27 protein-coding genes and 2 pseudogenes are annotated in these 26,604 nt (G+C 73.8%); 16 read left to right on the forward strand and 13 right to left on the reverse strand.

Annotated features, from left to right (window positions below; genetic code table 11):
- Positions 1 to 211: 211 nt before the first annotated feature.
- From DN069_RS04530 to DN069_RS04540, 3 genes are all read right to left on the reverse strand, one after another.
- Positions 212 to 1,309, reverse strand: coding sequence for a baeRF2 domain-containing protein (locus tag DN069_RS04530; protein WP_111499500.1), 1,098 nt, complete (start codon positions 1,307 to 1,309; stop codon positions 212 to 214).
- A gap of 252 nt (positions 1,310 to 1,561) precedes the next feature.
- The gene (locus DN069_RS04535) at positions 1,562 to 1,795 is read right to left on the reverse strand and encodes a hypothetical protein (protein WP_111499501.1); all 234 of its coding nucleotides are present in this window, start codon (positions 1,793 to 1,795) and stop codon (positions 1,562 to 1,564) included.
- Between the two features lie 144 nt (positions 1,796 to 1,939).
- Positions 1,940 to 2,299 carry a dsRBD fold-containing protein gene (locus DN069_RS04540; RefSeq protein WP_111499502.1) on the reverse strand — a complete coding sequence of 120 codons (360 nt, stop codon included), beginning with the start codon at positions 2,297 to 2,299 and terminating at the stop codon, positions 1,940 to 1,942.
- Between the two features lie 416 nt (positions 2,300 to 2,715).
- Between DN069_RS04540 and DN069_RS04545 the strand changes: the two genes are divergently transcribed.
- The 3 genes and pseudogenes from DN069_RS04545 (at position 2,716) to DN069_RS39820 (ending at position 4,941) form a co-directional block, all read left to right on the forward strand.
- Positions 2,716 to 3,588, forward strand: coding sequence for a universal stress protein (locus tag DN069_RS04545; RefSeq protein WP_111499503.1), 873 nt, complete (start codon positions 2,716 to 2,718; stop codon positions 3,586 to 3,588).
- 323 nt (positions 3,589 to 3,911) lie between these two features.
- Positions 3,912 to 3,968, forward strand: a pseudogene (locus tag DN069_RS41290) (PEP-utilizing enzyme); the annotation flags it as partial.
- Positions 3,946 to 4,941: a 6-phosphofructokinase gene (locus DN069_RS39820; RefSeq protein ID WP_243638904.1), complete on the forward strand. Its 996-nt coding sequence runs from the start codon at positions 3,946 to 3,948 to the stop codon at positions 4,939 to 4,941. The pseudogene DN069_RS41290 and the gene DN069_RS39820, both read left to right, overlap by 23 nt.
- 372 nt (positions 4,942 to 5,313) lie before the next feature.
- Here the strand turns inward: DN069_RS39820 and DN069_RS04555 are convergent, their stop codons facing one another.
- Positions 5,314 to 6,315, reverse strand: a complete 1,002-nt coding sequence (locus tag DN069_RS04555; protein ID WP_165845367.1) for a rod shape-determining protein — start codon at positions 6,313 to 6,315, stop codon at positions 5,314 to 5,316.
- 483 nt (positions 6,316 to 6,798) lie between these two features.
- Positions 6,799 to 7,155 (reverse strand): PHB depolymerase family esterase, encoded by a 357-nt coding sequence (locus DN069_RS41300; RefSeq protein WP_243638905.1) that lies wholly within the window; start codon positions 7,153 to 7,155, stop codon positions 6,799 to 6,801.
- On the opposite strand from DN069_RS41300, the gene DN069_RS04560 reads away from it, so the two are divergent.
- Positions 7,036 to 8,214: a carboxylesterase/lipase family protein gene (locus tag DN069_RS04560; RefSeq protein WP_279387869.1), complete on the forward strand. Its 1,179-nt coding sequence runs from the start codon at positions 7,036 to 7,038 to the stop codon at positions 8,212 to 8,214. The genes DN069_RS41300 and DN069_RS04560 overlap by 120 nt on opposite strands.
- Before the next feature lie 306 nt (positions 8,215 to 8,520).
- On the opposite strand, the gene DN069_RS04565 is transcribed toward DN069_RS04560, so the two are convergent.
- Genes DN069_RS04565 through DN069_RS04590 form a run of 6 tightly spaced genes read right to left on the reverse strand, consistent with a single transcriptional unit; the run spans position 8,521 to position 14,084 of the window.
- Positions 8,521 to 9,141, reverse strand: a complete 621-nt coding sequence (locus DN069_RS04565) for a hydrogenase maturation protease (protein ID WP_111499506.1) — start codon at positions 9,139 to 9,141, stop codon at positions 8,521 to 8,523.
- A 7-nt stretch (positions 9,142 to 9,148) separates the two neighbouring features.
- Positions 9,149 to 10,468 (reverse strand): Ni/Fe hydrogenase subunit alpha, encoded by a 1,320-nt coding sequence (locus DN069_RS04570; RefSeq protein ID WP_111499507.1) that lies wholly within the window; start codon positions 10,466 to 10,468, stop codon positions 9,149 to 9,151.
- Positions 10,465 to 11,241 carry an NADH-quinone oxidoreductase subunit B family protein gene (locus DN069_RS04575; protein WP_111499508.1) on the reverse strand — a complete coding sequence of 259 codons (777 nt, stop codon included), beginning with the start codon at positions 11,239 to 11,241 and terminating at the stop codon, positions 10,465 to 10,467. Before DN069_RS04575 ends, DN069_RS04570 begins: the two co-directional genes overlap by 4 nt.
- A gap of 16 nt (positions 11,242 to 11,257) precedes the next feature.
- Positions 11,258 to 12,148, reverse strand: a complete 891-nt coding sequence (locus DN069_RS04580; protein ID WP_111499509.1) for an FAD/NAD(P)-binding protein — start codon at positions 12,146 to 12,148, stop codon at positions 11,258 to 11,260.
- Complete coding sequence (locus tag DN069_RS04585) at positions 12,145 to 13,344, reverse strand: 4Fe-4S dicluster domain-containing protein (RefSeq protein WP_111499510.1); 1,200 nt, start codon at positions 13,342 to 13,344, stop codon at positions 12,145 to 12,147. Before DN069_RS04585 ends, DN069_RS04580 begins: the two co-directional genes overlap by 4 nt.
- A gap of 26 nt (positions 13,345 to 13,370) precedes the next feature.
- Positions 13,371 to 14,084, reverse strand: coding sequence for a CBS domain-containing protein (locus DN069_RS04590; protein ID WP_111499511.1), 714 nt, complete (start codon positions 14,082 to 14,084; stop codon positions 13,371 to 13,373).
- A gap of 282 nt (positions 14,085 to 14,366) precedes the next feature.
- On the opposite strand from DN069_RS04590, the gene DN069_RS39325 reads away from it, so the two are divergent.
- The 9 genes and pseudogenes from DN069_RS39325 to DN069_RS04630 all read left to right on the forward strand — a co-directional run bounded on the left by DN069_RS39325 (position 14,367) and on the right by DN069_RS04630 (position 20,822).
- On the forward strand, positions 14,367 to 14,573 hold the full coding sequence (locus DN069_RS39325; RefSeq protein ID WP_133259827.1) for a hypothetical protein: 207 nt from the start codon (positions 14,367 to 14,369) through the stop codon (positions 14,571 to 14,573).
- Positions 14,574 to 14,661: 88 nt separating this feature from the next.
- A complete protein-coding gene (locus tag DN069_RS04595; RefSeq protein ID WP_111499512.1) occupies positions 14,662 to 15,558 on the forward strand; it encodes a universal stress protein in 897 nt (298 codons plus the stop codon).
- A 38-nt stretch (positions 15,559 to 15,596) separates the two neighbouring features.
- Positions 15,597 to 15,887 (forward strand): dsRBD fold-containing protein, encoded by a 291-nt coding sequence (locus tag DN069_RS04600; protein WP_111499513.1) that lies wholly within the window; start codon positions 15,597 to 15,599, stop codon positions 15,885 to 15,887.
- 510 nt (positions 15,888 to 16,397) lie between these two features.
- A complete protein-coding gene (locus DN069_RS04605) occupies positions 16,398 to 17,252 on the forward strand; it encodes a universal stress protein (RefSeq protein ID WP_111499514.1) in 855 nt (284 codons plus the stop codon).
- Between the two features lie 22 nt (positions 17,253 to 17,274).
- Positions 17,275 to 17,979, forward strand: a complete 705-nt coding sequence (locus tag DN069_RS04610; protein ID WP_111499515.1) for a helix-turn-helix domain-containing protein — start codon at positions 17,275 to 17,277, stop codon at positions 17,977 to 17,979.
- A gap of 12 nt (positions 17,980 to 17,991) precedes the next feature.
- Positions 17,992 to 18,177, forward strand: a pseudogene (locus DN069_RS04615) (DUF1918 domain-containing protein); the annotation flags it as partial.
- 28 nt (positions 18,178 to 18,205) lie between these two features.
- A complete protein-coding gene (locus DN069_RS04620; RefSeq protein ID WP_243638908.1) occupies positions 18,206 to 18,871 on the forward strand; it encodes a CBS domain-containing protein in 666 nt (221 codons plus the stop codon).
- A gap of 39 nt (positions 18,872 to 18,910) precedes the next feature.
- Positions 18,911 to 19,945 carry an Acg family FMN-binding oxidoreductase gene (locus DN069_RS04625; protein WP_111499516.1) on the forward strand — a complete coding sequence of 345 codons (1,035 nt, stop codon included), beginning with the start codon at positions 18,911 to 18,913 and terminating at the stop codon, positions 19,943 to 19,945.
- Between the two features lie 49 nt (positions 19,946 to 19,994).
- Entirely contained in the window at positions 19,995 to 20,822 is an 828-nt protein-coding gene (locus tag DN069_RS04630; RefSeq protein WP_111499517.1) for a universal stress protein, read from the forward strand.
- A gap of 7 nt (positions 20,823 to 20,829) precedes the next feature.
- On the opposite strand, the gene DN069_RS04635 is transcribed toward DN069_RS04630, so the two are convergent.
- Positions 20,830 to 23,307, reverse strand: coding sequence for a glycoside hydrolase family 65 protein (locus tag DN069_RS04635; RefSeq protein WP_111499518.1), 2,478 nt, complete (start codon positions 23,305 to 23,307; stop codon positions 20,830 to 20,832).
- Positions 23,308 to 23,446: 139 nt separating this feature from the next.
- On the opposite strand from DN069_RS04635, the gene DN069_RS04640 reads away from it, so the two are divergent.
- The 3 genes from DN069_RS04640 to DN069_RS42785 all read left to right on the forward strand — a co-directional run bounded on the left by DN069_RS04640 (position 23,447) and on the right by DN069_RS42785 (position 25,882).
- Positions 23,447 to 24,478, forward strand: a complete 1,032-nt coding sequence (locus DN069_RS04640) for a zinc-dependent alcohol dehydrogenase family protein (RefSeq protein WP_424556249.1) — start codon at positions 23,447 to 23,449, stop codon at positions 24,476 to 24,478.
- A 302-nt stretch (positions 24,479 to 24,780) separates the two neighbouring features.
- Entirely contained in the window at positions 24,781 to 25,662 is an 882-nt protein-coding gene (locus DN069_RS04645) for a universal stress protein (RefSeq protein ID WP_111499520.1), read from the forward strand.
- A 10-nt stretch (positions 25,663 to 25,672) separates the two neighbouring features.
- Complete coding sequence (locus DN069_RS42785) at positions 25,673 to 25,882, forward strand: universal stress protein (protein WP_424556250.1); 210 nt, start codon at positions 25,673 to 25,675, stop codon at positions 25,880 to 25,882.
- A gap of 88 nt (positions 25,883 to 25,970) precedes the next feature.
- On the opposite strand, the gene DN069_RS04655 is transcribed toward DN069_RS42785, so the two are convergent.
- Positions 25,971 to 26,492: a hypothetical protein gene (locus tag DN069_RS04655; RefSeq protein ID WP_207892044.1), complete on the reverse strand. Its 522-nt coding sequence runs from the start codon at positions 26,490 to 26,492 to the stop codon at positions 25,971 to 25,973.
- Positions 26,493 to 26,604 lie beyond the last annotated feature (112 nt).

The raw sequence follows: 26,604 nt of genomic DNA on the forward strand, positions 1-26,604 counted from the left end.
CGTACCCGCCGGTTGTGATCGGCCGCAGTTGCCCGGCCCGGACCAGGCGGCACGCCAGCAGCATCGCGTCGGACGCGTCCGCGGTGTCGAGCGGCTGCTCTCCCGTCAGGAGCCGGTCGTAGAGCGTGTGTTGACCCCGTGCCACGGCGTCGGCGTCAGAGGTCGAGGTGGGCGGTGGAGCGTCGGGGTTCCGACACGCGGTCCTGTCCGGTCATGCCGCCCGTTCCCGTGGACGCTCGCGCAGCAGCGCCCCGACGCCGTCCGCGAGTGGGAGCTCCTCGCGCGGCACCGCGACCAGCTCACCGCCCTCTCCGACCAGCGCACGCAGGACGGCCGCGCCCGCTGGGACCTGCCACGACGCCTCGGCCTGCAGTGGCGCGAGCACCTCCTGGGAGACACCGAGCTGACGCGTGGCCGCGCCGACCCAGAGCCGTTCACGGTCCAGGTCCTGCGGGGTGTCGACGAGCAACACCGCCACCGCACCCTCACGCAGGGCCCCGGCGGTTGCCGTGAGGCCCTCGACGGCCTCACCCTGTCGGGCGCGCTCGGTCAGGAAGCGCTCGACGTGGTGCTTGTCGCGCGCGCTCAGACGACCGTCGAACAGATAGCCGAGCTCCTCTTCGAACAAGAGCCCTCCCGCCCCGACGGCCCGGGGTTCGATGTCCAGGCCCACGACGCGCTCGTCGAGCCGCCCGGGCAGCGCCGCACGCAGAACGGAGCAGCCCCAGCGGTCGCCCGAGAGGACCACAAGCTCGATGCCGTGGCGGTCCTCCGCAGCTGTCAGCTCCGCGGCCAGCGCGACGGCCTCCTGCCGCCACTCTCCTGCCGCGGCCTGCCGCATGTGCGGCTCCGGCGGCGTGACACGGGCGGCCGGCCAGCGACCGATCTGGACCTCGGCCACCAGTTGCGACGCACCACCCGGTTCCTGGACGCGGCGCACCTGGACAGCCGCGAACGCGATGTCGGGCGCGTGCTGGAGCGCGAGCGGCATGGCGTCCGGCACGAACGTGACGGTGGCCCGGTCGTGCTCGGGCCGTTCGTGCAACGACTCGGCCAGGGCCAGCCTCCCGTGGGCGGCGAACACGGCCAGCCCCGGACTGGTCGCGATGGGCCCGTCGCCCGGGCTCACGGCATGCGCGAGCGCCCCGACCGTCGCCACATCGGCGCCCTCCGCGACCAGCCGCTCACGGACCTGTTCCCATCCGGCCGGACCCGACCGGCTTCGCCCACCGTCCTCGCTGACGTCCAGGTAGGCGCACGCGAACGGGCCAGGCCGTGCGTAGAGCGGCCGAAGGAAAGAGAGATCCACCACGCGCCTCCTCGATCCAGCCCGGGCACCGCGACCAGTTCCCACGCTACGCGCCCTGCGGTCTCCCGGTACGGCCCTCCAGCGCGGTCCGCAGTGGTGGACGAACCGACGCCGATACCGGGGGCGGCCGGTCCCAGCACACCCGTAACAGGTGCAGGGTGGCCCGGCGCCCCGGGGCAAGTCACGCGGGGCGACCAGGCCTCGAACCGCAGGTCAGCCACGTGTGGACCGTTGCGAGCCCACGGGCGTGATTCAGGTGGCCGTCCACTGGCCCGGGTGGTCGGCCCAGTGGACCAGTTGTTCGTCGTCGGGGCCGATGTCGGGTCGCTCCCGGCCCAGGACTTCCTCGAACTGTCGTCGGCTGGAGCAGACGACCACGACCGGGGTGGTGCCGGGGCGTTCGATGCGGACTTGGCGGCCGTGTTCCCCCGGCGTGAGCGCGGCGATCTCGACCGGGTAGGCATGGTCCAGCGCTTCGTGGGTCATGCCTTCAGCTTCCGCCTCGGGCTCTACTGGCGCACGGCAAGACCTGCGACAGACACGGGATCGGGTGCAGCGGGAGACGCCCGACTGTCAATCGGCGTGACGACCAGGCAGGCCCCCGACGAGAAGGCCCAGTCCCCATGAGCCTCAGCGTGGCAGGCGGTTGGCGACGCGCATGAGCGTGTCGAACGCGCGGCCGGCAGCGCCGTCCGCAACAGGATCAGGGGCCGCGCGCCCGTGCCGACGACGTAGCGAGTGCGGGGGCACCGGTCGGTCACCGCGCGGGCCACCGCGTCTGCCACGACGGAGGCCCGCCGCAAATTCGTCGCCGATCTCCGGGACGGAGGTGTCATGGGGGTTGCGGTGGGCGGAGCCCCGTCCCTCCAGGGTGCGCCCGGGGGTTTCCATCACGGCGTGGGCCTTGGTCTCATCGCCCTCCTCGAACACGTCGATGCTGAGGTTCCAGCGCTCGGCCTTGATCGATGCGGGCGTGGAAGCAGAAGTCATGGCGTGGTCCTGATCTCGGGTTCGTTGCCCGCACGCCGCCTCCGCTGCACGGGTGTGCACGGCGTCCCCGGACTCTTCCACGCTCCCCACGGGCGCGTCGGGGATCGACCGCCGACCGGCCCAGGGCGCAGGGCCGCTCGGTACGGCCCGCGTCGGGCATCTGGTGCGGTACCGGCGTCACCGCCAAGGCCACGACCACGCACTCCTCGCGGTTGACGCCCAGGCCCGGGTGCCGGTGACGGTGCGGTCGGTGGTTCCAACTCGCGGACAGGTTCCCGGCTGTGCGACGCCGGGTGCCCGCACACCGGGCAGGTGGGTGCTGCACGTGCCGTTCACGGCGGCGCGACCCCGGCGGATCTAGCATCGAACTGCGGGTGACGACCTGCGGTGCAGGGCGCGGCGAAGGAGGCTGAGGGATGACCCCACAAGCAAGCCCCCGTGTGGTGGTGGGCGTGGACCCCTCCGAGCACGCCGCCGTCGCAGTCGACTGGGCCGCGGACGAGGCCGCGGTGCGCGGATGGCCGTTGGAGATCGTGCATGCGCGTGGCGCTGGGGCCTCCCGGCTGGTGGAGTTCGGCTCGCGGCATGCGTGGGAGGAACTCGACCGTGCCGCGAAGCACTTGGCCGCCGACACGGAACGGCGTGCCCTGGACCGGCAAGGCAGGTTGGAGGTCCGCACCGCTCTCGTCGACGACGCGCCCCTGCCGGGGCTGATCGAGCTGGTCACGCCGGACGACTTGCTGGTGGTCGGCAGCCGCGGACACGGCCGCCTCTCCTCACTGATGATCGGGTCCGTCAGCCAGGGCCTGGCCGCCCACGCGCCCTGCCCGGTGGTCGTCGTGCCCGATCGAGGCGCCGGTCTCCCGACGGCGCCGGTCGTGCTGGGCGCTGCACCGGCCGAGCCTTCAGCGGTGGTGGAATTCGCCTTCGCCGAGGCCGGCCGCCGTGGTGTGCCGTTGCTCGCGGTGCGGGCCTGGAGCCTGGTCGAGGCTTATCCCGGCCTCGCCACGGCCTCCGTCGAGGACCGGACCACGCGTGACCGCACCGAGGTCGCAGACCTTGCCACGCTGCTTGCGGCGGCACGGGAGAAGCACCCCGAGGTGACGGTGCAGGCGCAAGTCAACGAGGACGCTCCCGAGTCCCCTTTCATCCGGGACTCCGAGAACGCCGGGTTGGTGGTGCTCGGCGCGCAGCGCACTCGTGGACGCCTCGCGCCTCCGTTGGGTCGGGTGATTCAACGGGTCCTGCACGAGGCGCTGTGCCCCGTCGCCCTCGTGCCGCACGACTGAGCGGGCCCGGGTCACCTGAGTCTCAGTTGGGCACGACGGCCACCGGCAGGTCCGACAGATGCAGGACACGATGAGGAACCCGTCCCGGCGGGAGTCCGTACCGGGCGTGGCGGCGGTGGCGCCCGACCACCGGGAGTGGTGCTCCCCCGACGGCGCGCTCGCGCACGTGCGAGCGGGGGCGGGTACCGGGATCGTCAGCCTGGTGGGGGCCGGCCATCCTGCGGCGCTTCTGGTGGAGGAGGCCCGGGACGCGGCATCTGGAGCGCTTCCCGCAGGGCGGAGTGCTGGTCACCCGGATCACCGACCCGGACTGGGAGCCGATCATGAAGCGGGCCGCCGCCATCGTGACCGACCACGGTGGACGCACCTCCCACGCGGCCATCGTCAGCCGCGAACTCGGCGTTCCCGCCGTCGTCGGCGCGGGCGACGCCACGGCCCGGGCTGAAAGCCGATCAGGAGGTCACCGTCTCCTGCGCCGAGGGCGAGACCGGGCACGTCTACGACGGCAGGCTCGCCTTCGAGGAGAACGACGTGGACGTCGAGGGGCTGCCGCGCACCCGCACCAAGGTGATGCTCAACCTGGCGGCGCCAGCCGGGTCGTTCCGGTGGTGGCGGTTGCCGGCCGACGGCGTGGGGCTGGCACGGATGGAGTTCATGGTCACCCACTACGTGCGGATCCACCCCATGGCGCTGCTCCACCCCGAGCGGCTCGACGCGGAGGACCGGCGTGTCGTCGACGAACTGACGGACGGTTACACCGACCGCCGCGCCTACTTCACCGACAATGTCGCTCACGGCGTCGCGCGCATCGCCGCATCCCGCTGGCCGGACCCGGTCGTGGTGCGGGCCAGCGACTTCAAGACCAACGAGTACGCGCGCCTGCTCGGCGGGCGCCCGTTCGAACCGGAGGAGGCCAACCCGATGATCGGCTGGCGCGGAGCCAGCCGCTACTACGGCCCCGGCTACCGCGAGGCGTTCGCCCTGGAGTGCCAGGGCGCGGTGCCTGCTCCCGGCACCATGGAGTTCCACCACGGCGGCCAGGACGCTTTCGGGCATCAGCGCTTCGGCGGGATCGGCCCTCGCCTGGCCGCCGAGATCGAGCACTGGCTGGGCAAGGAGGCCAGGCCCGTGGTGCTCGGACATGTCCAGCGCGGCGGCACCCCTACGGCACTGGACCGGGTCCTGGCGACCCGGTTCGGCTGGCATGCCGTGGAGGCCCTCCACGAGGGTACGTTCGGGCATCTGACGGCGCTGCGCCGCACCCGGATCCAGCTGGTGCCGCTCGCCGAGACCGTCGGCCGGCTGCGCACCGTGCCGCCCGCCCAATGGGTGGAGGCCCGCGCCGTGCTGTGACCGGCGCGGGCCGGGTCACCGCAGTTCTGACGGCGAGCGTGCTCGACGTCTCCCGGTTCCGGAGAGCACGCCGGTCCCGACGGGCCCGCAGGGCCGTCCGGCGGCGCGGCCAGGGCCGTGAGGCCCATGGGCGCCGAGGGTTCGGTGGGGAGAATGGACGGTGCAGGGTTCCCCCGTCCCTGTCGGGGCGCCGGGATCGTCCGGCCCCCTGGGCCGGCGTCCGGACAGTGCCTGGGCCACGCGGGTGCGCGGTCTCGCTGTGCCGGATGCCGGTCGCGTCGTGCGTGCCCGGGTGCGGCGGCGCTGCGCGCGGCGGCGTTTTCGGGCCGGGCGGTCTGTGAGACGCACCCTGTGACGTCTGCCGGGCCGCGCTCAGGCCCGGATCGCGACGTCGAGGGCCCGATCGGGGGCACGGCTCAGCACCGCGAGACCCTCGGCGGTCCGGGTGTCCGGCGCGTCCGCGACGCGTACGAGCACGTCGACCCCGGCCTGCAGCTGCTCGCGCACCCAAGTGCTGTGGGCGAGCCCGCCGGTGAGCATCACGCCGTGCAGCGCGATGGCCGACCTGAGTTCTCCCGGACAGCGGGAGAGGAGCCTGCGGATCGCGTCGGTCAGTTGCGTCAGGACGGGTCGGCATGCTTGCCGCAGGTCCTCCGCGGGCACGTAGACGGTCCGGTTCGCGCCACTGCCGACGTGCTGGCCCCTGGCCTGGAGCGGTGAAGCCGTGGCCGCCGCGAGGCCTGTCCCGGCGTCGATCCGCAACTGCTCGGCCGCACGTGGGCCGACCGCCACCTGGTGTTCCCTGCGGATCCAGGCCGCCACGGCCTGATCGAGCACGTCACCGCCGATCGGCGCGGACAGGGCGTCGACCATCCGTCCGCGCGCGAAGACGGCGAGGTCGGCCGTTCCGGCCCCGATGTCCACCAGCAGGCCTCCGGCCCCGTCCCCGGCGGGCAGCGCGCCGCCGGCCACCGCGGCCACGGGTGTGGGGACGACGACGACCTGAGCCGCCCCCACCTGCAACAGCGCCTGTTCCAGCGCCCGAATCTGCATCCTGGAGCAGTCGACCGGCACGGCGGTCACCACGGTGGGGTGCCGTGCCCGTCGCGAGAGGCCCAGGCGGTCCATGGCGTGCTGCGCCAGCATCCGCGCGGCTTCGAAATCGGTGACTCGTCCGCCTTCCACGGCACGACGGACGCTCACACCGTCCGGGACCCGCCCAATCATGTTCTTCGCCGTCGTCCCGATCGCGCAGGCGTGTCCTCGGTCCTCGTCGAGCGCGACGAGGGAGGGCTCGTCCAGGACAGGTCCGCGCGTCGGATGCCACACGCGGATCCGGGACGTGCCCAGGTCGACCGCGGCCACCGATGTCATCCAGCCACGCCGCACGAGCGTTCCTCTCCACTGCGACACGTCCCTGACGCCTCGGCTCCCGTGGCGGTGCCGCCGATCAGACATCACCACCCTGAGCACCACCCTTGCCCCGTGGTGGGCCACAGCGCCAGGCGAGGACTCCGATCGGAGCAACACTCACGCGCGCGATCGAGCGGCCTCAGGCCTCAGGGGCGGGTTCCGGCGTGCGCAGCGGTGCGGGCGCGGCACCCGAGCTGGGGGGCACGGTGGCGAGGTCGCGGCCCTTGGTCTCCTTGGCCAGCAGGAGGGTGACCGTCGTGACGACGCAGGCAGCGTCAGCGGGGCGGGCGAGCCGGCGACGAGGGAGGCGAGTTGGGCGCCGAGGGAGGCGCCGGAGTGGCGCATCCGGGTGCCGAACCCACTGCTGGACGGTAGGGGCAAGCTGAGGGCCGCCGTCCGGCAGTGATTCGAGGGAGGAAGAGTGGTGGCGCTGGTGATGGTTCGTCAGCCGCCGAGGGCGTGGATCATGTTCATGATGGACTTCATCTGCGGGGCGCTCTTGACGGCGAAGTTGGAGCCGTCGTAGCCCCACCAGTCCCAGCAACCCTGGGGGTTGTACGGCAGGGCGCTGGAGATCGCCTGTGGGTAGAGGACGACGAGGTCGTTGGTGTCGGCGTAGGTGTCGAGGTTGCCCTGCTCGGCGAACTCGTCACCGAGCAGGTACTGGCCCGAGAGGCAGCCGTGCAGGGCGACGACGAGCTTGCAGGCGGCGCCGGCGGCGCAGGTCGGCGGGATGTAGGCCTGGGCGGTGTCGTCCATGGACAGAGCGGGGCCCCAGCCGCCGGGGACGAGAGCGACCACGATCCCGGCACCGCCAACCTCGGTCTGCTGGACCAGATCGCCGCGCTGGAGTGGGTGCGCGCCAACATCACCGCCTTCGGCGGCGATCCCGACCGGGTGACCGTGTTCGGCGAGTCCGCCGGTGCGATGAGCATCGGCACCCTGCTCGCCATGCCCGCCGCACGCGGGCTGTTCCACCGTGCCGTCCTGCAGAGCGGCGCCGCCCACCACACCCTCGACCGCGAGTCGGCGGCTCTGGTCGGCGGCCGACTGGCCGACATCCTCGGGGTCAAGCCGACCCGCGCCGCGCTGGCGGCAGTCCCGGCCGGACGTCTGCTGCCGGCGCAGCAGCAGTTGCGCGCCGAGATCTCCGCCCGCCCCGACCCCGCGCTGTGGGGCCAGGCCGCACGCAACCTGATGCCGTTCGAACCCGTGGTGGACGGGATCACACTGCCGCAGGCGCCGATCGACGCCATCGACACGGGCGCGGCGGCGGGTGTGGACGTGCTGGTGGGAGCCAACCGCGATGAGTTCCGACTGTTCCTGGTCCCCACCGGTGTGTTCGGACTGGTCACCGAGGAGATGGTGGAGCTCGCCGCGACCGGCTACGGGCTGCCTCCCGGGGACGGCGTGCGCGGCTACCGCACCGCGTTCCCCGACGCCACACCCGGGCGGCTGCTCGCCGAGATCGCCACCGACTGGTTCTACCGCGTTCCGGCGCTGCGCCTGGCCGAGGCCCGGAACCGCCACGGAGCACGCACCCACGTCTACGAGTTCGCCTGGCAGCCACCCACCTTCGACGGGCAGCTCGGCGCCTGCCACGCTTCCGAACTTCCCTTCGTCTTCGACAACCTGACCGACCCCTCCTTCACGCCGCTGCTCGGCGCGGAACCGCCCCAGCTGCTCGCGAGTGCGATGCATGAGGCCTGGGTCGCCTTCGCCGCCACCGGCGACCCCGGCTGGCCCGACTACGGAGCCGACCGCCTCGTGATGCGCTTCGGCGCGGGCCGCGGAGCCGCCTCGGCCGTGGAGTCCGATCCACGCGGCGCCTTGCGCGCCCTGTGGGACGGTGTTCGCTGACGTCGGCGCCACGAGCCGCAGGCCACCGACGCTCCTGCGCGGGCGACGTCTCCCGCCCGCGTGCACGATGGATTGAGGGCCCCAAGGCCCTGGGCCGACGCCGCGCCGTCGGCCGGCCGGGCGGCGATTGGACGCGACAACGATGCAGGATCGGGGCCGTGCGGGGTACCAGGCGTCCAGGACGCCACTGTCACGGAAGTGGGCGACAGCGTCTTCCGGGGGACCCCCAACTGCCTGGCCGTGTACGACACGGAACTGCGGTCCGGCGGCAGGTGGCGACATCGCCGAGCGCGGCCCGGCCGTCCATCACGGCCACCTCCGCAGCGGCTCCGGCTGTCCGGCGCCGGGCTCGGGCCTGCGGGAGGGTGAGGACGGGTCCGGCTCGCGCCACCGGGCCCGAGGTTCCGTCGCGGCGTTGGGGTGCGCGGTGCTGTCGGCGGCGGTATCGGCCGGGGTGGCGCCCGCCGGTGATCCCGCCGCCTCCGCCAGGAGCGCGCGGACCAAGGCGGCCGCCCTCGGCACGGCCTCGGCCACGGTCGGGGAGAGCTCGTCGCCCCAGTCGAAGCGCTCGCCCTCGATCCCGACGACGACCAGGCGCCCGGGCAGCAGGCCCAGCACCCGGCCGAGCTCCACTGCCTCGCCGAGGCCCAGCCCGTGGGTGTTCGCGCCGCCGCGCAGGAGCGCGGCACGCGCCAGGTCGAGTCGGTGGATCCGGCCCGGTTCGCCCGGGTGGGCGTGGACGGCGTCGATGACCACCGCCAGGTCCCGCCCCTGCCACAGCCCCAGCAGCCGGGTGGCCTCGCCGTCGGTGTGGTCGAAGCGGTCGGCGGTCGCGCCCTCGGCGCACAGCAGCCGCAGCGCGGCGGGCGCCGCGCCGTCGTCCTGGCGGTACTCGTTGCCGATGGCGATCACGACGGTGCCGCTCATCCGGCGGTCACCTCCCCTCCACGGTCAGGTCCAGGAAGTGCGTGGCGCAGGAGATGCACGGGTCGTAGTTGCGGATCGCCTGCTCGCACTGGCGGGTGAGTTCCGTGTCCTCCAGGTGCAGGCGCTGCTGGACGAAGTCACGCAGGTCCGCTTCGATCGCGGCCTGGTTCTGGGAGGTGGGCGGGACGATGTCCGCGGAGACGATCGTGCCGTCGGAGCCGAGTTCGTAGCGGTGGTAGAGCAGCCCGCGCGGTGCCTCCGTGGCGGCGTGGCCGATGCCCGCGCGCGGTGGGACCGGGACGGCCGGACGGGGCGGCGACTCGTACTCCTCGAGCAGGCGCTGCGCCTCGCGTACCGCCCACAGCACCTCGATCGCGCGGACCGCGATACTGCGGAAGGGGTTGTCGCAGGTGCCGCCCACACCCGCGAGGGCCGCCATCTGGCGCAGTTCGGCCGGGAGCAGTTCCGCGGCGATCCGCCAGCGGGCCAGCGGGCCGGTGAGGTAGTGGCGACCGTCGACCGTCGCCTGGAGGGCGGTCGAGTGCGGTGCCTGCGCCTCCACGACGTGCCGTTCGAACTCCGCGACCAAGAAGGCGGTCAGGGGCGCGACCGCGGAGGGGTAGCCGCTGTGCAGGGTGGGGGTGCCGGAGTCCAGCGGGTAGGAGTCGGGCGGTCGCAGCGCCAGCAGGGCGTGCTGGACGTGCAGGTCCGGGTAGTCCAGCTCGGCCGTCCAGGCCACCGTCTCCTCCGCGTCGCGGCGGGCGGTCCGCAGCAGCGCGGCGAGCCGGTCCAGTTCCGAGCGGTCCGGCAGCCGGTGGAAGCCACCGAGACGCACGTTGACCGGGTGCACGGCGCGCCCGCCCAGTACCTCCATGATCTGGTTGCCCGCCTGCTTGAGCCGCAGCCCGCGCTCCACCAGCTCGCGATCCGTCCGGGCCAGCGCCAGTGCGTCGGGCAGGCCGAGGAAGTCCGGGGCGTGCAGCAGGTAGATGTGCAGGGAGTGGCTCTCGATCCACTCGCCGCAGTACAGCAGCCGCCGCAACGCGGCCAACTGGCCGTCGACGGTGACGCCGCAGGCGTCCTCGATCGCCTGGCAGGCCGTCATCTGGTAGGCGACCGGGCAGATGCCGCAGATCCGGGCGGTGATGTCCACCGGCTCGTCGTAGCGGCGACCGCGCAGCAGTGCCTCGAAGAACCGCGGCGGCTCGTAGATGCTGAGCCTGACGCTCTCCACCTCGCCGTCGCGCACCTGGACGTGCATCGCGCCCTCACCCTCGACCCGGGCGAGGGAGCCGACGCTCAGCAGACGGGTGCTGCGGTGGGTCATCGGCCGGCCTCCTCGGCTGCTTCCGCGAAGGCCGGAGCCTCCGCGTTGAAGGTGCGGTAGAGCCGGGCCACGTCCTCGTCGGCCACACCGTCCGCGCGCAGCAGCGGCAGCAGCGCACGGGTGTTGGGGTCCGCCTTGGGGCCGAAGCACCCGAAGCAGCCACGGCCGAAGGCCGGGCACAGTGCGCCGCAGCCGGCCTGGGTGACCGGTCCCAGGCAGGGCGTGCCGTGGGCGACGGTGACGCAGGTGACGCCGCGTCGCTTGCACTCGAAGCAGACGCTGTGGTCCGGGACGTCCGGCTTGCGTCCGGCCAGGAAGGCCGTGACGACCTCCAGCAGCTGCCGCTTGTCGACGGGGCATCCGCGCAGTTCGAAGTCGACCGGGACGTGCTGCGCGATCGGCGTCGAGGTCGCCAGCGCGTCGATGTACTCCGGGCGGGCGTAGACGACCGAACGCAGCTTGTCGAAGTCGCGCGCGTTGCGCAGCGCCTGGACGCCGCCCGCCGTCGCGCAGGCGCCGATGGTCACCAGGACACGGGACTGCGCCCGGATCTCGCGGATCCGTTCGATGTCGGTCCGCGTGGCGATCGAGCCCTCGACCAGCGAGAGGTCGTACGGGCCGGGACCGGTGTCCCGCGAGGCCTCCAGGAAGTAGGCGATCTCAACCTGGTCGGCCAGCGGGAGCAGGTCCTCCTCGCAGTCGAGCAGGGTCAGCTGGCAGCCGTCGCAGGAGGAGAACTTCCACACGGCGAGGCGGGGGCGGGACGCTGACATCGGGCGCGACCTCCTCTCACAGTTCGTGGACGGCGAGCAGGCCGGCCGCCTGCTCCCAGGTGAAGACCGGCCCGTCGCGGCAGACCAGGACCTGACCGAGCTGGCAGTGGCCGCACCAGGCCGTGGCGCAGCGCATGTTGCGCTCCAGCGAGAGCCGGATCCGCCCGGGGGCGACGCCGCGCAGCAGCAGCGCCTCGGCGCTCGCCCGCATCATGGGCTCGGGGCCACAGACGAAGGCGGTGGTGCGCTCGGGACGGAACACGGCGTGGCGCAGCTGATCGGTGACCAGCCCGACGGCGCCGGTCCAGCCGGGCTCGGCGCGGTCGACGGTGATCTTCGCCTCGCCGAGCGCGTGCCACTGCGTCAGATCGGTGCGGTGGACCAGCTCCTGCGGGCTGCGGGCGCCGACCAGAACGGTCAGCCAGCCGTAGGCGCCGGGCTGGGACAGTGCCTGCAGCACGACCGGGCGCAGTGGCGAGAGCCCGAGGCCGCCCGCCATGACGACCAGGTCCTCGCCCGGGGCCGTGCCCAGTGGGGTCACGGGATCGTCGTCCTCGAGCGGGCGGATTCCGAGGGCCCAGTCGTTGCCGAACGGACCGCGCACCCCGATCACCTCGCCCGGCCGCAGCCGGCAGATCGCTTCGCTGACCTTGCCGACGGCGCGGACGGTGTGGGCCAGTGCGTCGCCGCCGGGCGCGATGGCGCTGACGGAGACGGGGATCTCTCCGATGCCGAAGGCGTACAGCATGGAGAACTGGCCGGGCCGGTAGCGGGGCAGCGCCTCGCCCAGCGGGACCAGATCGAGGGTCACGGTGTCGGCAGTCTCCCGCAGCCGGTGGCGCACCAGGTAGGGGAGCGGGATCGCGGCGTCCACGGTGCCGTCGGGGACGACGGCGGTACTGGTCATGACGGGCCCTCCTCGGATGCGCCGGCCTCCCCGCGCAGGCGGGCGGCCTCGACGGTGAGGTCGATGCCGACGGGGCACCAGACGATGCAGCGGCCGCAGCCGACGCATCCGCTGCTGCCGAACTGGTCGTGCCAGGTGCCGAGCTTGTGGGTGAGCCACTGGCGGTAGCGGCTCTTGCCGGAGGTCCGGACGGAGCCTCCGTGGACGTAGGAGAAATCGAGGTCGAAGCAGGAGTCCCAGCGGCGCCAGCGCTCCGCATGGTCACCGGTCAGATCGGTGGTGTCCTCGGTGGTGGTGCAGAAGCAGGTCGGGCATACGAGCGTACAGTTCCCGCAGGTCAGACAGCGGGAGGCGACCTCGTCCCAGACCGGCGAGTCGAGCGTCTCGGCGAGCACGTCGCGCAGGCCCTCGGCCTCCAGCTCCCGGCCCATCCGCTGCTCGGCCGCTTCCGTCTGACACCGGGCCCGCTCGCCCAGCTCCGGGTGCGGCTCGTGCAGCGGCAGCGCCGGGTCGGCCAGCACCTCCGCGCCGCGCGGACTGTGCGCGGAGATGAGCAGCCGGACGCCGTCACGGTCGGCGATCTCGTGGACCGCCAGATCGCAGGGTGCGTCCTCGCGCAGACCGGGACCGGTGCCGACGGAGGCGCAGAAGCACAGCTCGCCAGGCTCACCGCAGGCGACGGCGACGACGAACGCCGCCTCGCGGCGCGGGGCGTAGACCGGGTCGCGGAAGGCGCCGCCGACCAGGACCCGGTCCTGCCGGGCGATGGCGGCCAGGTCGCACGGGTGCACGCCGAACAGCGCGTAGCGGGGGGTGGGCGCGGTCTCCTCCGTCTCCGGGGTGAAGGTGACCGCGCCCTCCTCGTCCCGGTCCGCCTGCCACATCCGGGCTCGCTCGGGGTGCAGGAAGGTCTTCCACGACTGCGGGCCGGCCGAGTGGGCGAACGCCGCCCGGTCCTGGCGACGGCGCAGCCGGTAGCCGCCAGGGGCGAGAGCCACGCCCACGCCGTAGGGGAGTTCGGCGGCCGAGTCCAGCTGGGCCAGGACCACGGCACCGTCCCGCTCGGTCGGACCTACCACCGTCCAGCCGCGCGTGGTGAGGACGTCGAACAGGGCCTGGAGGTCCTCCTGGGCCAGCTCGCGCGGCCGCGCGTCGGCGGCGGGCGCGCTCTGCGGTGCTCCGGTGTCCGGTGCCATGGCGTCCACCTCCCTGGGGTGCCTGCTCAGCCGTGGAACCGCTGCGGCTGCATGACGCCGCGCACGACCGGCGGTTCGAGGTCCGTGTGCGTGTCGTCGAAGGCGAAGGTGAGCCGGGAACGCAGCCCGACGACGCCGTCGACGGACCGGCACAGGCGCTCGGTGATCGGGATCAGGCTCTTGCGCTCCAGCTGCCCCTGCAGGGACACCACGCCGTCCTTCACCTCGACGGAGACGGTCGCCGGTTCGATGAGCATGACGCGCTGCAGCACCTCGGAGATGATCTCGCCGCGGATCGCCCGGTCGTCGCGCAGGAAGACCCGCAGCAGGTCGCTGCGGCTGACGATGCCGACGAGGCGGTCGGTCTCGTCGACCACAGGAAGGCGCTTCACGTGGTGACGGTCCATCATGCGGGCGGCCTCGACCACCGACCACTCCGGGCGGGCGCTGAACACGGTGTGGGACATGAGCCCCTCGGCGTTCTCGGCGCGCGCCCGCTTGCGGTTGCTCGGACTCATCCACAGCGAGGGCGTGTGCCCCTCGGGGTCCGGCTGTCCGGACTCCTTGCGGAGCAGGTCACCCTCGGACACGACACCGACCACCCGGTGGGCGTCGTCGACAACCGGCACGGCGCTCACGTCGCGCTCGGCCAGGAGCTCGGCGACGGCCTTGAACGGGGCGTCGCGGCGGACCGTGGCGACCTGGTGGGTCATCACGTCACTGACGGTGCGGTGCTGCATCGCGGTGCTCCCTCGCTGCGGGTCGCGTCCGCTGCGGACGCGCGTCGGGCGGGCCCTGTGGGGTCCTGACTCCACGGTCCGCCCGCAGGCGATCAGGCGCGATGGGCCGAACGGACCCTGCTGCAAGGCCGACCAGGCACATACGCGGGGTCCGTTGCCGGCCCGAGGACGATCGGCGACGTCGCGGGGACCTCCGGCCCCACGCCCGGCCGGTGGGCGCCCGAGCACGCTCGGGACAGGTTCTGCGAGAGCGCGGGACGCGAGGCGAAGGGCGGGACGGCTGTGACGACGACTCTTCTCGACCTGAAGTTCTGGGTGGTGCTCGGCACGCTGAGCGTGGCGGGCGCCGCGGTCGCGATCGGGCTCACGCTGGCCCTGGAGCGGGTGGCGGCGCGCCGGCACGGGCGGCCCTGCGCGCCTGCACACGCGAACCGATGGCGCTCGCGCCGCCGAGGCGGCGCCGCTGGGGCCGCCCGGCCTCCGGGGTGAGGCCGGGCGGCCCTTCCCGGGGCAGGAGCGCCGTGGCGCACTGGACTTGGGTGAGCGCACCCGAGCCGCCCTGACGAAGGAGACTGCCATGTCGTTCGCAGACGGCGACCTGAGCCGCATCGTGGTCGGCGTGGACGGGACACCCGAGAGCCGGCACGCCGTGGCGTGGGCGCTGGACGAGGCGGCTCGCCGCAAAGAGGCCGTGGAGCTCGTGCACGCCTACGAGTACCCACCGCCGCTGCTGCCCTTCTACGACGCGGCGACGGAACTCGGAGAGGACCACCTGCGCGAGGTGGCCCGTGACGCGATGGCCCGCGAGGCGGCTGACGCCGCCGCGCGCGAGCCGGGTGTGCCGGTGACCGGTCAGGTCCGCGCGGGCGCGCCCATCGAGGTGTTGTTGGACGCCGCGCGCGGCGCTCGGCTGCTGGTCGTGGCGACGCGCGGGATCGGGGCCCTGGGCGAGTTGGTGGTCGGCTCGACCGGCACCGCCCTGGCCGGCCAGGCAGCGTGTCCCGTGGTGATCGTCCCCTCCCCGAATGAGGCCGGCACCGGGACCGAGCGAGGACCGGTGGTCGTCGGCGTCGACGGCTCCGCGCACGGCCAGGCCGCGCTGCACCAGGCCATGGAGGCGGCGTCGCTGCACGGCCGCACCGTGGTCGTCGTGCACGCGTGGCATCCGGTGCCGGGCGGCCTGTCGGCGTCCGCCGCCGCACAGCAGCGACGCTTCCGTGCCGACGAGGTCTCGCACCAACTCCTCGTCTCCGAGACGCTCGCGGGTGAGGGACAGCGTTTCCCCGAGGTCGCGGTCACCGCGCGCGTGGTCCAGGACCACCCGGTCCGCGCCCTGCTGGACGCGGGCCGCAGGGCGTCCTTGATCGTCGTCGGCGCCCGGGGCACCGGCGGCTACCCCGGGCTCGCCCTCGGCTCGGTCGCGCTGGGTGTCCTCCACCACGCCACCTGCCCCGTCTGCGTCGTGCCGGACTGATCGGGCACCGGAAGGTCCATCAGAAGCGAGAAGAGGGAATGACGATGAAGAGCCCGCGCCCCGAGACGGGCGTCCTCCACACCAAGACCTGGAACGTCCGTATCGACATCGTCGAGGAGCGTGACGTCACCCGCGTGCACGCCGTGCTCGACACCGGCGACAACCGTCTCCAGGCCACCTCCGCCTCGACCCGCGACCCGGTCGACCGGCCCGTTCCGGAGATCGGCGACGAGTTCGCCGCCGGACGCGCCTTGGTCGACCTCGGCTACCAGCTGCTGCGCGCGGGCAACACCGACTCCCGGGGCAACGCCGTCGACGTTCCGAAGTGAGCAGATCCCGCCCGGCGTGATCCGGGCGGGGCGCTTGGCGACGGCGATCCGTTTCATCGTTCCCAACTCCTCGGTGGTGCCCGGCAGTCAGGCGACGTAGCGGGGGGTGCGCGAGACGGTGGCGAGCTCGATCACGCCGTGCCGCCAGGTGCCTCGTGGCCGTCGGTGCGGCGGGGCGGTCCCAGGGCCGGGCGGTGCCCCTTCCGGCCGCAGGAGGGCCCATCCGTGGCGACACTGCGGAGGGGCCCTTCGGTACCCCCGGAGGTTTCCGTTCCGCGCGGTAGCCGGGAACGACGCCGCTCCGGTGGCCGCACGGGTGGGCGGCCACTGGAGCCCGAGGGCCGTTCGGGCCGCGCGCCAGGACCGACAGGCCCAACCAGGGCGTTCAGGGGTGACGATTCCGGGCGCCGAGTGAGGGCCGGTCGGCCCTGTGCAGCGCGGGCACGGCCGCGAACGCTGGGAGACGGGGAACCAGGCGGACCAACCGGCCGCAGGAAAGGACCAGGGACGATGACTCTTCCGCTGATCGTCGGGGTCGACGGCTCCGACGCGAGTCTCGCGGCGGCCGACTGGGCGGGCCACGAGGCGGCCATGACCGGCCGCGACGTGCGCCTGCTCCACGTCCGCCCCACCGACTTCTGGACGCGCCCGCAGGACGACCGGAAGGCGGAGACCGGCGAGTACGTCCTCCAAGCCATGACCCGCCTGGCCGGTGACCTGCGCCAGGCGCACCCGGGACTGCGCGTCGACGTCGAGACGGTGACCGGCCCCGTGGATCTCACCCTGCTGCGCACCGCCGACGAGTCCGGGACGCTCGTGCTCGGCACCCGGGGGAACGGTGGCTTCGCCGCCCTCACGCTCGGCTCGGTCGCCCAGTCGGTGGCCGCCCGGGCCCAGAGCCCGGTGGTCCTGGTGCCACCTCGCGCCGCCGCGGCCGAGCCCGGCTATCGCGTCGTCGTGGGAGTGGATCCCGGTGGGGACTGCCGTCCGGTCCTGGAGTTCGCTCTGCGGAGCGCCCAGGACCACGGCGTCGTGCTGCGCGCGGTCCACGCCTGGCAGCCACCCGTGCCCTGGGGCGCCGGCCCGGTGCAGCCAGGGGAGGTCGAGCGGCACGCCATCGAGCACCAGCACGCCGTCGCCCTGCGCGAGGCCGTGGCCTTCGCCCACACGCGCTTCCCCACGGTCGAGACGACCACCGCCGAGATGTCCGGTTCGCCGGCGCGGGTGCTGGTCGAGGAGGCCGAGAAGGCTTCGCTGCTGGTCGTCGGCCGACGACGGCACCGCCCCGTATCGGCGCTCGGGCCCGTCGCCCACGCCGTCGTGCACCACGCCTGCTGTCCCGTCGCCGTCGTCCCGCACTGGTGACGACCGAGAGGGAGGTCTGACCATGTTCGCCGCATCCTCGCAAACGCAGTATTCCCCCCGCCGTGGCCGCCCCGGCGACCTCGGCCGCCGCATCACCCATCGGCGGCGGGAACTCGGTCTCTCCGTAGACGAGTTGGCCGAACGTGCCGGCATGGCGCCCGCCTTCGTCGAATGGGCCGAGACGCGCCCGGCCGAGCTCGGCCGGGGCGGCCTCGCCCGGATCGCGGCCGCCCTCGGCACCTCACCCCAGGAGCTGCTGGGCGGCGACCAGGGCGCCCCGCCGGGCCGTAGCGGGCCCGACAGGCGCGTGGTCCTGACCGAACTGACGGACGAGGAGTGCCGCTGCCGACTCAGCAGCCGCGGGGTGGGCCGCGTGGTCTTCACAGTAGGAGACGAGCTGATCGTCAGGCCGGTCAACTACCTCGTGGTGGACGGTGCCGTACTCTTCCGCACCGAGCCGGACGGAGCGCTGGCCAAGGTGGTGGGGCGGCGGGTCGTGCTCGAGGTCGACCGCCTCGACGAAGTGCTGGCCCAGGGCTGGAGCCTCCTCGTGTCGGGCGTCGCCGAGGAGGACCGGCACGACGTCGACCGGCCTGGAACAGCGGCCGAGCAGCCGCACCCCTGGGCGAGCGGGCCGCGCGAACTGCTGGTCCGGATCCACCCGACGAGGATCACCGGACGCGAACTCCGGCCGGGCCTCCGGTCCGCGCCGCCGCGCGGGACGTGAAGGAGAGCCATGATGCACGCCGTACTCGGAGACCAGATCGTGGTGGAGGGCACCATGCCCGGCGTCGTGCGCCGGGACGGCGAGGTCGTCGGCCTGCACCACCGCGACGGCACCCCGCCCTTCGACATCCGCTGGTCGGACAACGGCCGGACGACGCTGTTCTTCCCCGGCCCCGACGCCCACGTCGTCCACTTCAGCCACGCAGCCGAGAACGGAGGCGGCAGCCATGTACGGAAGCGGTAGCCCGCACGTCGTCAGCGACGTGATGACGGAGACGGTCGTCTCGGTCGGCCAGGAGGCCCCGTTCAAGGACATCGTCGCGCTGATGGCCCAGTGGCAGGTCAGTGCCCTGCCCGTCACCGAGGGCGAGGGCCGGGTGGTCGGCGTCGTCTCCGAGGCGGACCTGCTGCCCAAGGAGGAGTTCCGCGACGTCGAACCCAGCCGCCCCGAGCAACTGCGGCGTCTCGGTGACATGGCCAAGGCCGCTGCGCTGACGGCCGCCGAGCTGATGACCTCGCCCGCCGTCACCGTCCAGGCCGACGCGACCCTCGCCCAGGCCGCGCGGGAGATGGCGCAGCACCACGTCAAGCGACTTCCCGTCGTGGACCCGTGGGGCAGGCTGGCCGGCATCGTCAGCCGGGCCGACCTGCTCAAGGTCTTCCTGCGGCCGGATGCGGAGATCGCCGAGGAGGTCTGCCGGGAGGTCGTGGCCTACCTCTTCGGCGACGACGCCCCCGGCCTGCGGGTCGAGGTCGCGGGCGGGGTCGTCACCCTGACCGGGAGGCTCGCGGACACCACGCTCGTCCCCGTCGCCGCCCGCCTGGCCCGCGCCGTCGAGGGTGTGGTTGACGTCCAGTGGGACGTCAGCGGCCAGACGCTCGTCAACCGCTGAATCCCCGGTAACCGCACCAGCAACGAGGAGGCGGCCGCCATGACCGACGACTCTCGCACCACCGACGCCCCGGGCACCCTGACACCTGACCAGTTCGCCCGCCTGGCGGCCGCCGGCGCCGCAGCGCCCTCGCTGCACAACAGCCAGCCCTGGCGCTTCCTCGCCGCCGACGACCGCAAGGGCATGCTGGTCTTCGCCGACCCCTCCCGCGCCGTGTCGGCCACCGATCCGACCGGACGCGCCCTGCACGTCTCGGTCGGCGCCGCCGTCCTCAACCTCCGGGTCGCCGCGGCCGCGCTCGGTCTGGCCACGTGCCTGCGCCTGCTCCCGGACGGAGCCCGGCCGGACCTGGTCGCCGAGCTCCGGTTCGCCCCGCCCACTCCGGGCGAGCACCTGACCGCGGACGCCGAGCTGTACCCCGCGATCGAGCAACGGCACAGCAGTCGCCAGCCGTTCACCAACCGTGACGTGCCGGAGCGGCTCGTCGGCGACCTGATGGCCGCAGCCGACCACGAGGGCGTCGTGCTCGCCATGCTGGAGGAGGCCGAGACGCGCCGGGTTCTGGCGCTGACCACCGACGCCGAGCGGCGCACCGCCGCCGACCTCGCCCGCGAGGCCGAAACGCGCAGCTGGGTACGGCTGGAGGCTCCCGCGACCGACGGGATCCCGGCGGCGGCCCTCGGTCCGCTGGACCGCGACGCGCGCGTCCCCGTGCGCAGTTTCACCGGCCACGCTCCCCAAGCCTTCGGCCGGGGGGACCCCCGTACGAACGTCCCGTCCTCGGCCCGCTTCGAGGCGCTGCCGCAGCTCGCCACCTTCACCACCGCGCACGACGACCGCAGCGCCTGGGTCCGCACCGGCATGGCGCTGGAGCGGGTGTGGCTGCTCGGCACGGTGCACGGACTGCGCGCCTCCGTACTGCACCAGGCCGTCGAGTGGCCCGACACGCGCTGGCAGTTGCGCGACCCGGAGACCGGGCCCGGTTACGTTCAGATCGTGCTCCGTCTCGGCTTCGGCCCGCCCGGAGCGGCGTCCCCGCGCCGTCCGGTCGCGGAGATCCTGCACCTGGACTGAAGCGCGGGCCGGGCCACCCCTCCCGGGCCGGACCTGTCAGGAGGAAAGCATGCCCAGACCCATCGTTCTCGGCGTGGACGACGCGGCCGACGACGGACCCGCCCTCGCCTGGGCCGAGTCCGAGGCCGCCTTGCGCGGCAGCGAGCTGCGACTCCTGAACGCCTGCGGCGACGCCGCTCCCGACTACGCCCGTCAGCTGCTCGACGCGCTGGCCGACGGGCTGCGCAAGCGCAACCCCGAGCTGCTCGCCGTCAACGTCGAGGCGGCCCCCGGCGAGGCACGCGAGGTGCTGACCTCGGCATCGGCCGCTGCCGGCCTGCTGGTCGTCGGCGCCCGCGGCTCGGGCGGATTCCCGGGCCTGCTCGTCGGCTCGACCAGCCTGCACGTGGCCGGAACCGCCGGCTGTCCGGTGGTCGTCGTGCCGGACGGTCTGCGTGAGGGCGCGAGCGCGACCGGAGCGGTGGTCGTCGGCGTCGACGCCAAGGACCCCGACGAGGCGGTCCTGGACTTCGCGTTCGAGGCCGCCGAGCGCCGAGAACTCGCCCTGCGCGCCGTGCACGCCTGGCGCTATCCCCTGCTGACGCAGGGGCGTGCGATGCCGCCCGTCTACGAGAAGGGCCACGTGGAGGCCGAGCAGGAACGCCTGCTCGCCGAGGTGCTCTCCGGCTGGCGCCCGCGCTTCCCGGGCGTCGAGGTCCGGCAGGACAGCGTGCGCTCCGGCGCGGCCAGGGAACTCGTGACGCTCTCGTCCGACGCCGCCCTGGTGGTGGTCGGGCGCCACGGCACCCATGCCGGGCCGCTGGCGCGCCTGGGCTCCGTCAGCCTCGCCGTGGTCCAGAACGCGCTGTCCCCGGTGGCCGTGGTACCGATGGGCTGACCATCCGTCAGGGAGGCGGTGCGGTGTCGATCCGGAAGGTCTCACCGGCCCGCAGCGTCGCGGCCGTCCCGTGGACGAGGAGGCGGATCGGCGCGGCGGATCCGGGCGGCAGCGTGACGGAGGTGTGGTGGTGCCCGAGCCGCACCAGGACGTCGCTGTGCCCGCGGTACCGCAGGGTCAGGTTCAGCTGGCCCAGCCGGGACGGCAGCGCCGGATCGAGCTCCAGCGTCTCCCCGTGCAGGGACAGGCCGGAGTAGCAGCGCTCCAGCAGGTCCACCGCCCCCGCCATCGCGCCGAGGTGGACCCCCTCGGCGGTCGTCCCGCCCTGGATGTCGTGGACGTCGCTGGCGACGGCCTCCTGGAAGAAGCGCCAGGAGGCCGGGCGGTCGCGCCGCGCCAGCACCCAGGCGTGGACGACGGCGCTGAGCGTCGAGCCGTGGGAGGTGCGGGCCAGGTAATAGTCGACCGTGCGCTCCATCAGCTCCGCGTCCGCGTGCACGCCGAGCCGGGTGAGCAGCCGCCGCACTTCCGCCGAGGGGAACAGGTACCACAGCATCAGCACGTCGGCCTGCTTCGACGCCCGGTAGCGGTTGACCGAGTCGCCCTCGGCCTCCAGGATCCGGTCCAGCCGGCGGATGTCCGCGTGGCGCCGGCGCAGGCCCGCCCAGTCCAGCTCAGCCAGGCGCTCGTAGCCCTCGAACTGGCTGAGCACGCCGTCGTGGAGCGGCACGTGGAGCCGGTGGGCGACATCGGTCCAGCGGGCCAGCTCGGCCGCGTCGATCCCGAGCCGTTCCAGCAGCTCCGCACGGCGGCCGCCGGGGAGGTGGGGGAGCAACTGCCGGGCGGTGTGCAGCGTCCAGGAGGCCATGACGTTGGTGTAGGCGTTGTCGTCGATGCCGGGGCGCGAGTCCCACGGATAGCCGTCGTGGTACTCGTCCGGTCCCACCACACCCCGCAGGCGGTAGCGCCCGAGCCCGTCGTCGAACTCGGCCGAGTCCGCCCAGAAGCGGGCGATCTCCAGCACCAGTTCCGCGCCCGCCTGGGCCAGGAACTCCGTGTCGCCGGTGGCCTGGTGGTACTGCCACACGTTGTAGGCGATCGCGGAGCCGACATGGTGCTGGAGCCGGCTGAGGTCGGGCAGCCAGCGGCCCGAGCGTGGGTTCAGGTGCAGTTCCTGGGTCTCCTCCCCGCCGTCGCTGCCGCTCTGCCAGGGGAACATGGCGCCGCGTCTGCCCGCCAGGGCGGCGTCGTGCCGGGCGCGGTCCAGACGGCGGTGGCGGTAGCCCAACACCGCCCGGCTGAGCTCGGGCAGGTGCCGGTTGAAGTAGGGCAGGATGAACAGCTCGTCCCAGAAGACGTGGCCGCGGTACGCCTCGCCGTGCAGGCCGCGTGCCGGGATGCCGACGTCCAGGTCGACGGAGTGCTGCGAGAAGGTCTGCAGCAGGTGCAGCAGGTAGAGGTGGATCGTGCCGGCGCCCTCGAAGTCCGCCCCCACCCGGCAGCGGCGCCACAGCTCCCCCCACCGCAGCCGGTGCTCCCGCTCCAGCGCGGCGGCGTCGCCCACCGCCGCGAGGAGCTCGCGTGCCGCCGTCGCCGGCTCGGTGGTCAGCCGGTCGCGGGAGGTGAACAGCGCGACGGTCTTCTCCACGGTGAGTGAGTGGCCCTGACGCACCGCCACGGTGAGTAACTGGTTGACGCGGCCCGGCTCGTCGGTCCGCGCGACCAGGCAGGCGGAGACCTCGCTGTCGCCCACGCGCAGCCGCGTGCGCGCGGCCAGGCCGATCCGCAGACCGGAGTCGGGCGTCGCCACCTGCAGCCAGACGAGCTCGCCCACCGTGCCCTGTCCCGCCGGCACCAGGTGTCGGCTCTCCAGCCCCCGGTAGCGGGCCACGCCGTCGTTGACGACACGGCCATCCAGACCGGAGCGGATCTCGACCGTGCCCGACCAGTCCACCGGCGTCAGGTGGGTCACCAGCACGCCGAGATGCGGCCGGTCCATGTGGGCGAAGACCCGTTGCACGACATCGGTGGTGCGCCCGCGGGCGTCGCGGCAGCGGCGACGCCGGGTCAGCACCGCGTGCCGCAGATCGAACTCCAGACGCTGGTCGAGGGCGGGGAAGCCCGGCTCGCCGAACCACGGTGCACGCGCCGGACCCGCGTCGCCGTCCGGGCCGTCGCGACTGCTGCCGTCGCCACTTCCGGTGTCGCCGCTCCCGTCGTCGACCGTGCGGAAGGTGAGCGGGAGCCAGTTCGGGCAGTTGACCAGGTCCTCGTTGGCGACCGTCCGCCCCTGCACGCTCGAGAGGGTGCGGTGGTAGACCCCGGCCAGGTAGGTGCCGGGGTAGTGGACACCGTCGGCGACCGCCTCGGGCGCGGCGGCCCGCGTGACGAACCAGCCGTTGCCCACGGCGCACAGCGCCTCCCGCAGACCTTCCCGGGCCGGGTCGAGACCCTCGTACCGGAGAGTCCAGGCGTCGCCGTTCACGGTGGCTCCAAGTGCTGCCGGGGACTGCGCCCATCGTCCCCGGCGACCGGGCCCGGCGCACCTCCGGGCGCGGGCTTGCGGCGGCCCGTCCCCGGAGGGACCGTCGAAGGGCGAGGGGTGAACGGAAGCAGGTGGGCCGGTGGTCGCAACGGGACGTGAGACGGAAGCCTGGGTCGTGGAGCGGCCGGGGCCGATGGCCTCCAGGCCGTTGCGCCTGGTCCGTAGGTCCGTCCCTGATCCGGGACCCGGCGAGCTGCTGGTCGAGGTCGACGTGTGCGGCGTGTGCCGCACTGACCTCCACCTCACCGAGGGCGATCTGGCGCCGCGCACCCCCGGCCGCACCCCCGGCCACGAGGCGATCGGCCGGGTGGTCGCCACCGGGCCCGACACGCCGGGGTTCGGCCTGCGCGACCGGGTCGGCGTGGCGTGGCTGGCGGGCACCTGCGGCGAGTGCCGCTACTGCCTGTCCGGACACGAGAACCTCTGTCCGCTGTCGCGCTACACCGGATGGGACCGCGACGGCGGCTTCGCCCGCCACCTGCTGGCCGATGCCCGCTACGTCTACCCCCTGCCGCAGACGGACGGACGGGACGAGGCCGAGCTCGCGCCGCTGCTGTGCGCCGGGATCATCGGGTACCGCGCGCTGGAGCGCGCCGAACTGCCGGCGGGAGGGCGGCTCGGCCTCTACGGCTTCGGCGCCTCGGCCCACCTGACGGCCCAGCTGGCCCTGGCCCGGGGCGCCACGGTGCACGTGCTCACCCGCGCCGCGGAGGCCCGGGAACTCGCCCTGGAACTTGGCGCGGCCTCCGCGGGCGGCGCCTACGACGCCCCGCCCGAGCCGCTGGACGCGGCGATCCTCTTCGCGCCCGTCGGCGACCTCGTGCCGACCGCCCTCGCCGCGCTCGACCGCGGAGGCACCCTGGCGGTCGCCGGCATCCACCTGACCGACATCCCGGTCCTGAACTACGCGGACCACCTCTTCCAGGAGCGCACGCTGCGCAGCGTCACCGCCAACACCCGCGCCGACGGCCGCGCCTACCTCGCCGAGGCGGCGGGCCTGCCGCTGTGCGTGCACACCGTGCGCTACCCCTTCGCGCAGGCCGACCGCGCCCTCGCCGACCTGGCCGCGGACCGCGTCACCGGCGTGGCCGTCCTCGACCTGCGCGAGTGACGCGTCGCCGCGCCGGGGTGCACAGGCTCATGGCCCGAGCGGCGGTGGCTGTCCGGTGAGGCCGCCGACCAGGACGTCGGCACCGCTGCCGCCCCCGTCCTCGTGCGGTGAGACCGGTCCGCCGGCCCCCGCGGCCGCCACCGCCTGTGCGCAGCGTCGACCGGCGGACACCGCAACTCCCGGTGCGGCCCGAAGGCGGCCCGGGGCAGGGCCGATCGGCGGGCTGAACGGCCCTGGGCGACCGTGGTCTCCGGAGCCATGCTCGACGCGACGAAGCGTCGCCACCCTCGGAGGAGCCTGCCATGAACCCACCGACCGATCGAGCCCCCGTCCTCGTCGGCGTCTCCCGCTCGCAGGCCGATGTATGGGCGGTCAGCTGGGCGGCCGACGAGGCGGCCGCACGGGGTCTGCCCCTGCTGATCCTGCACGCCCAGGAATGGCCCTCCGCGATCCCGCCCGGGGTGACGCCCGGCAGGGGCGGTCACCTGTGGGCAGCCCACTTCAGGGCCGCCGGCCAGGCGCTGGTGGACACGGCCCGTGCGGAGGCCCTGCACCTGCATCCCGAACTGGACATCAGCGTCGCGGTCGCGGAGGGCAAGCCGGGCGAGGTCCTCCGCCGGATCGGCGGGGAGGCATCCCTGGTCGTCCTCGGGACCCGGCGGCTCAGCGACGCCGAGGCGCCCTTCGCCCGCAGCCGGGGAGCCGGGTTGTTCGGGGACCTTCCCTGCCCTGTCGCGCTGGTGCCCCGCCCCGAGGAACCGCAACCGGAGCAGGGCGGCACCGTGGTGGTCGGCGTGGACGGATCGGCCGCGTCGGAGGCCGCCGTCGCCTGGGCCTACGAGGAAGCCGCGCTCACCGCGTCAGCGCTGGTGGCCGTCGAGGTGCGGCGACCGCACAGCGCCGCTCGTCCGGGCTTCTACGAGGAGGCGCGGCTGGAGCTGGCGGAGGCGCTCGCGGGCTGGGCCGAGAAGTACCCGGAGATCGAGGTCGAGCAGCAGGTCCTGACCGGTCACCCGGCGTACCTGCTCGCCGGGGTCGCCCGGGAGGCACGCTGCCTGGTCGTCGGCAGCCACGGGCGCGGCGGCTGGCACGAGGCACTGCTCGGCTCCACGCCCCGGTCGCTCGTACACCACACGCACGGACCCCTGGTCGTGGTCCCGCCGCAGCACCAGGGGAGGCCGTGATTCCCTGCCGCTGACCGTCGCCTGCGACGGGTCCGAGACGGCCGGGGCCGCCGCACGCTGGGCGGCCGCCTACGCCGTCGCCGCCGGTGAGTCCGTCCGGCTGCTGCACGTCCGGCCGTCGCGGGGAGGCGGTCCCGAGCAGCTGCGCCCGCGCCGACCGGACGTCGAGCCGGGCGCCGGGGCGCCGGGGCGGCGATGGCGCACATCGCGGACGAGCTGAACCTGACCCACCCCGGCCTGCCCCGTCGCCGTGGTCCCGCACTCGTGACGGCGCCACTGCGGGCCCGGCCGCCCTGACGGACTGCCCGTCATCGGCCGGCGATCGGCTCCTCCGCCCGTTGCTTGATGCCCAGCAGCATCCGGCGCTCCATCACCAGACTCCCCGGTTCCATTACGTACAGGGAGAAGAGCCGGTACAGCGGTGACGGATCGGGTGGCTGGATGCGATTGCGGCTGACCAGACGCGTGCCGTGCCGGCTCGGGTAGAGGCCGAAGGACCACACCCAGGCTCCGTCCTGGGACCGGAACACCAGGGCGTGCCCGGAGTCGAGCCCGGCCACCTCCATCACCGGACCGTTCCGGCCGAGACGCATGGTGTCGCCGAGCCCCAGATCCTGGAACTCCGGGAGGATCCGATCGGCACTGTGCATGTCGAGACCCATCAGGTTCTCGATCCAGTCATAGGTGTAGGCCCCGCCACGGCCGGGGCCCATCTGCACCAGCCATGGCCAGATCTCCGCCGGCCCGGCGCCCACGGTGACCGCGCGCGTCGTCACCAGCGGCGCGGTCGGCAGCAGCGCGTCGCCCGGCATCTCCCTGTGCACCTCCACCGCCGTGGCACCCCACGTCAGACAGGCGTGGCGCCACAAGCAGGGGTATCCAGCCGCGAGTCCAAGTGCCAACGCGGCACCGCTCCCAGCCAGGGCCCGCTTCTTCCTCACG

Source organism: Streptacidiphilus pinicola (assembly GCF_003258295.1).
Taxonomy (GTDB): Bacteria; Actinomycetota; Actinomycetes; order Streptomycetales; family Streptomycetaceae; genus Streptacidiphilus; species Streptacidiphilus pinicola.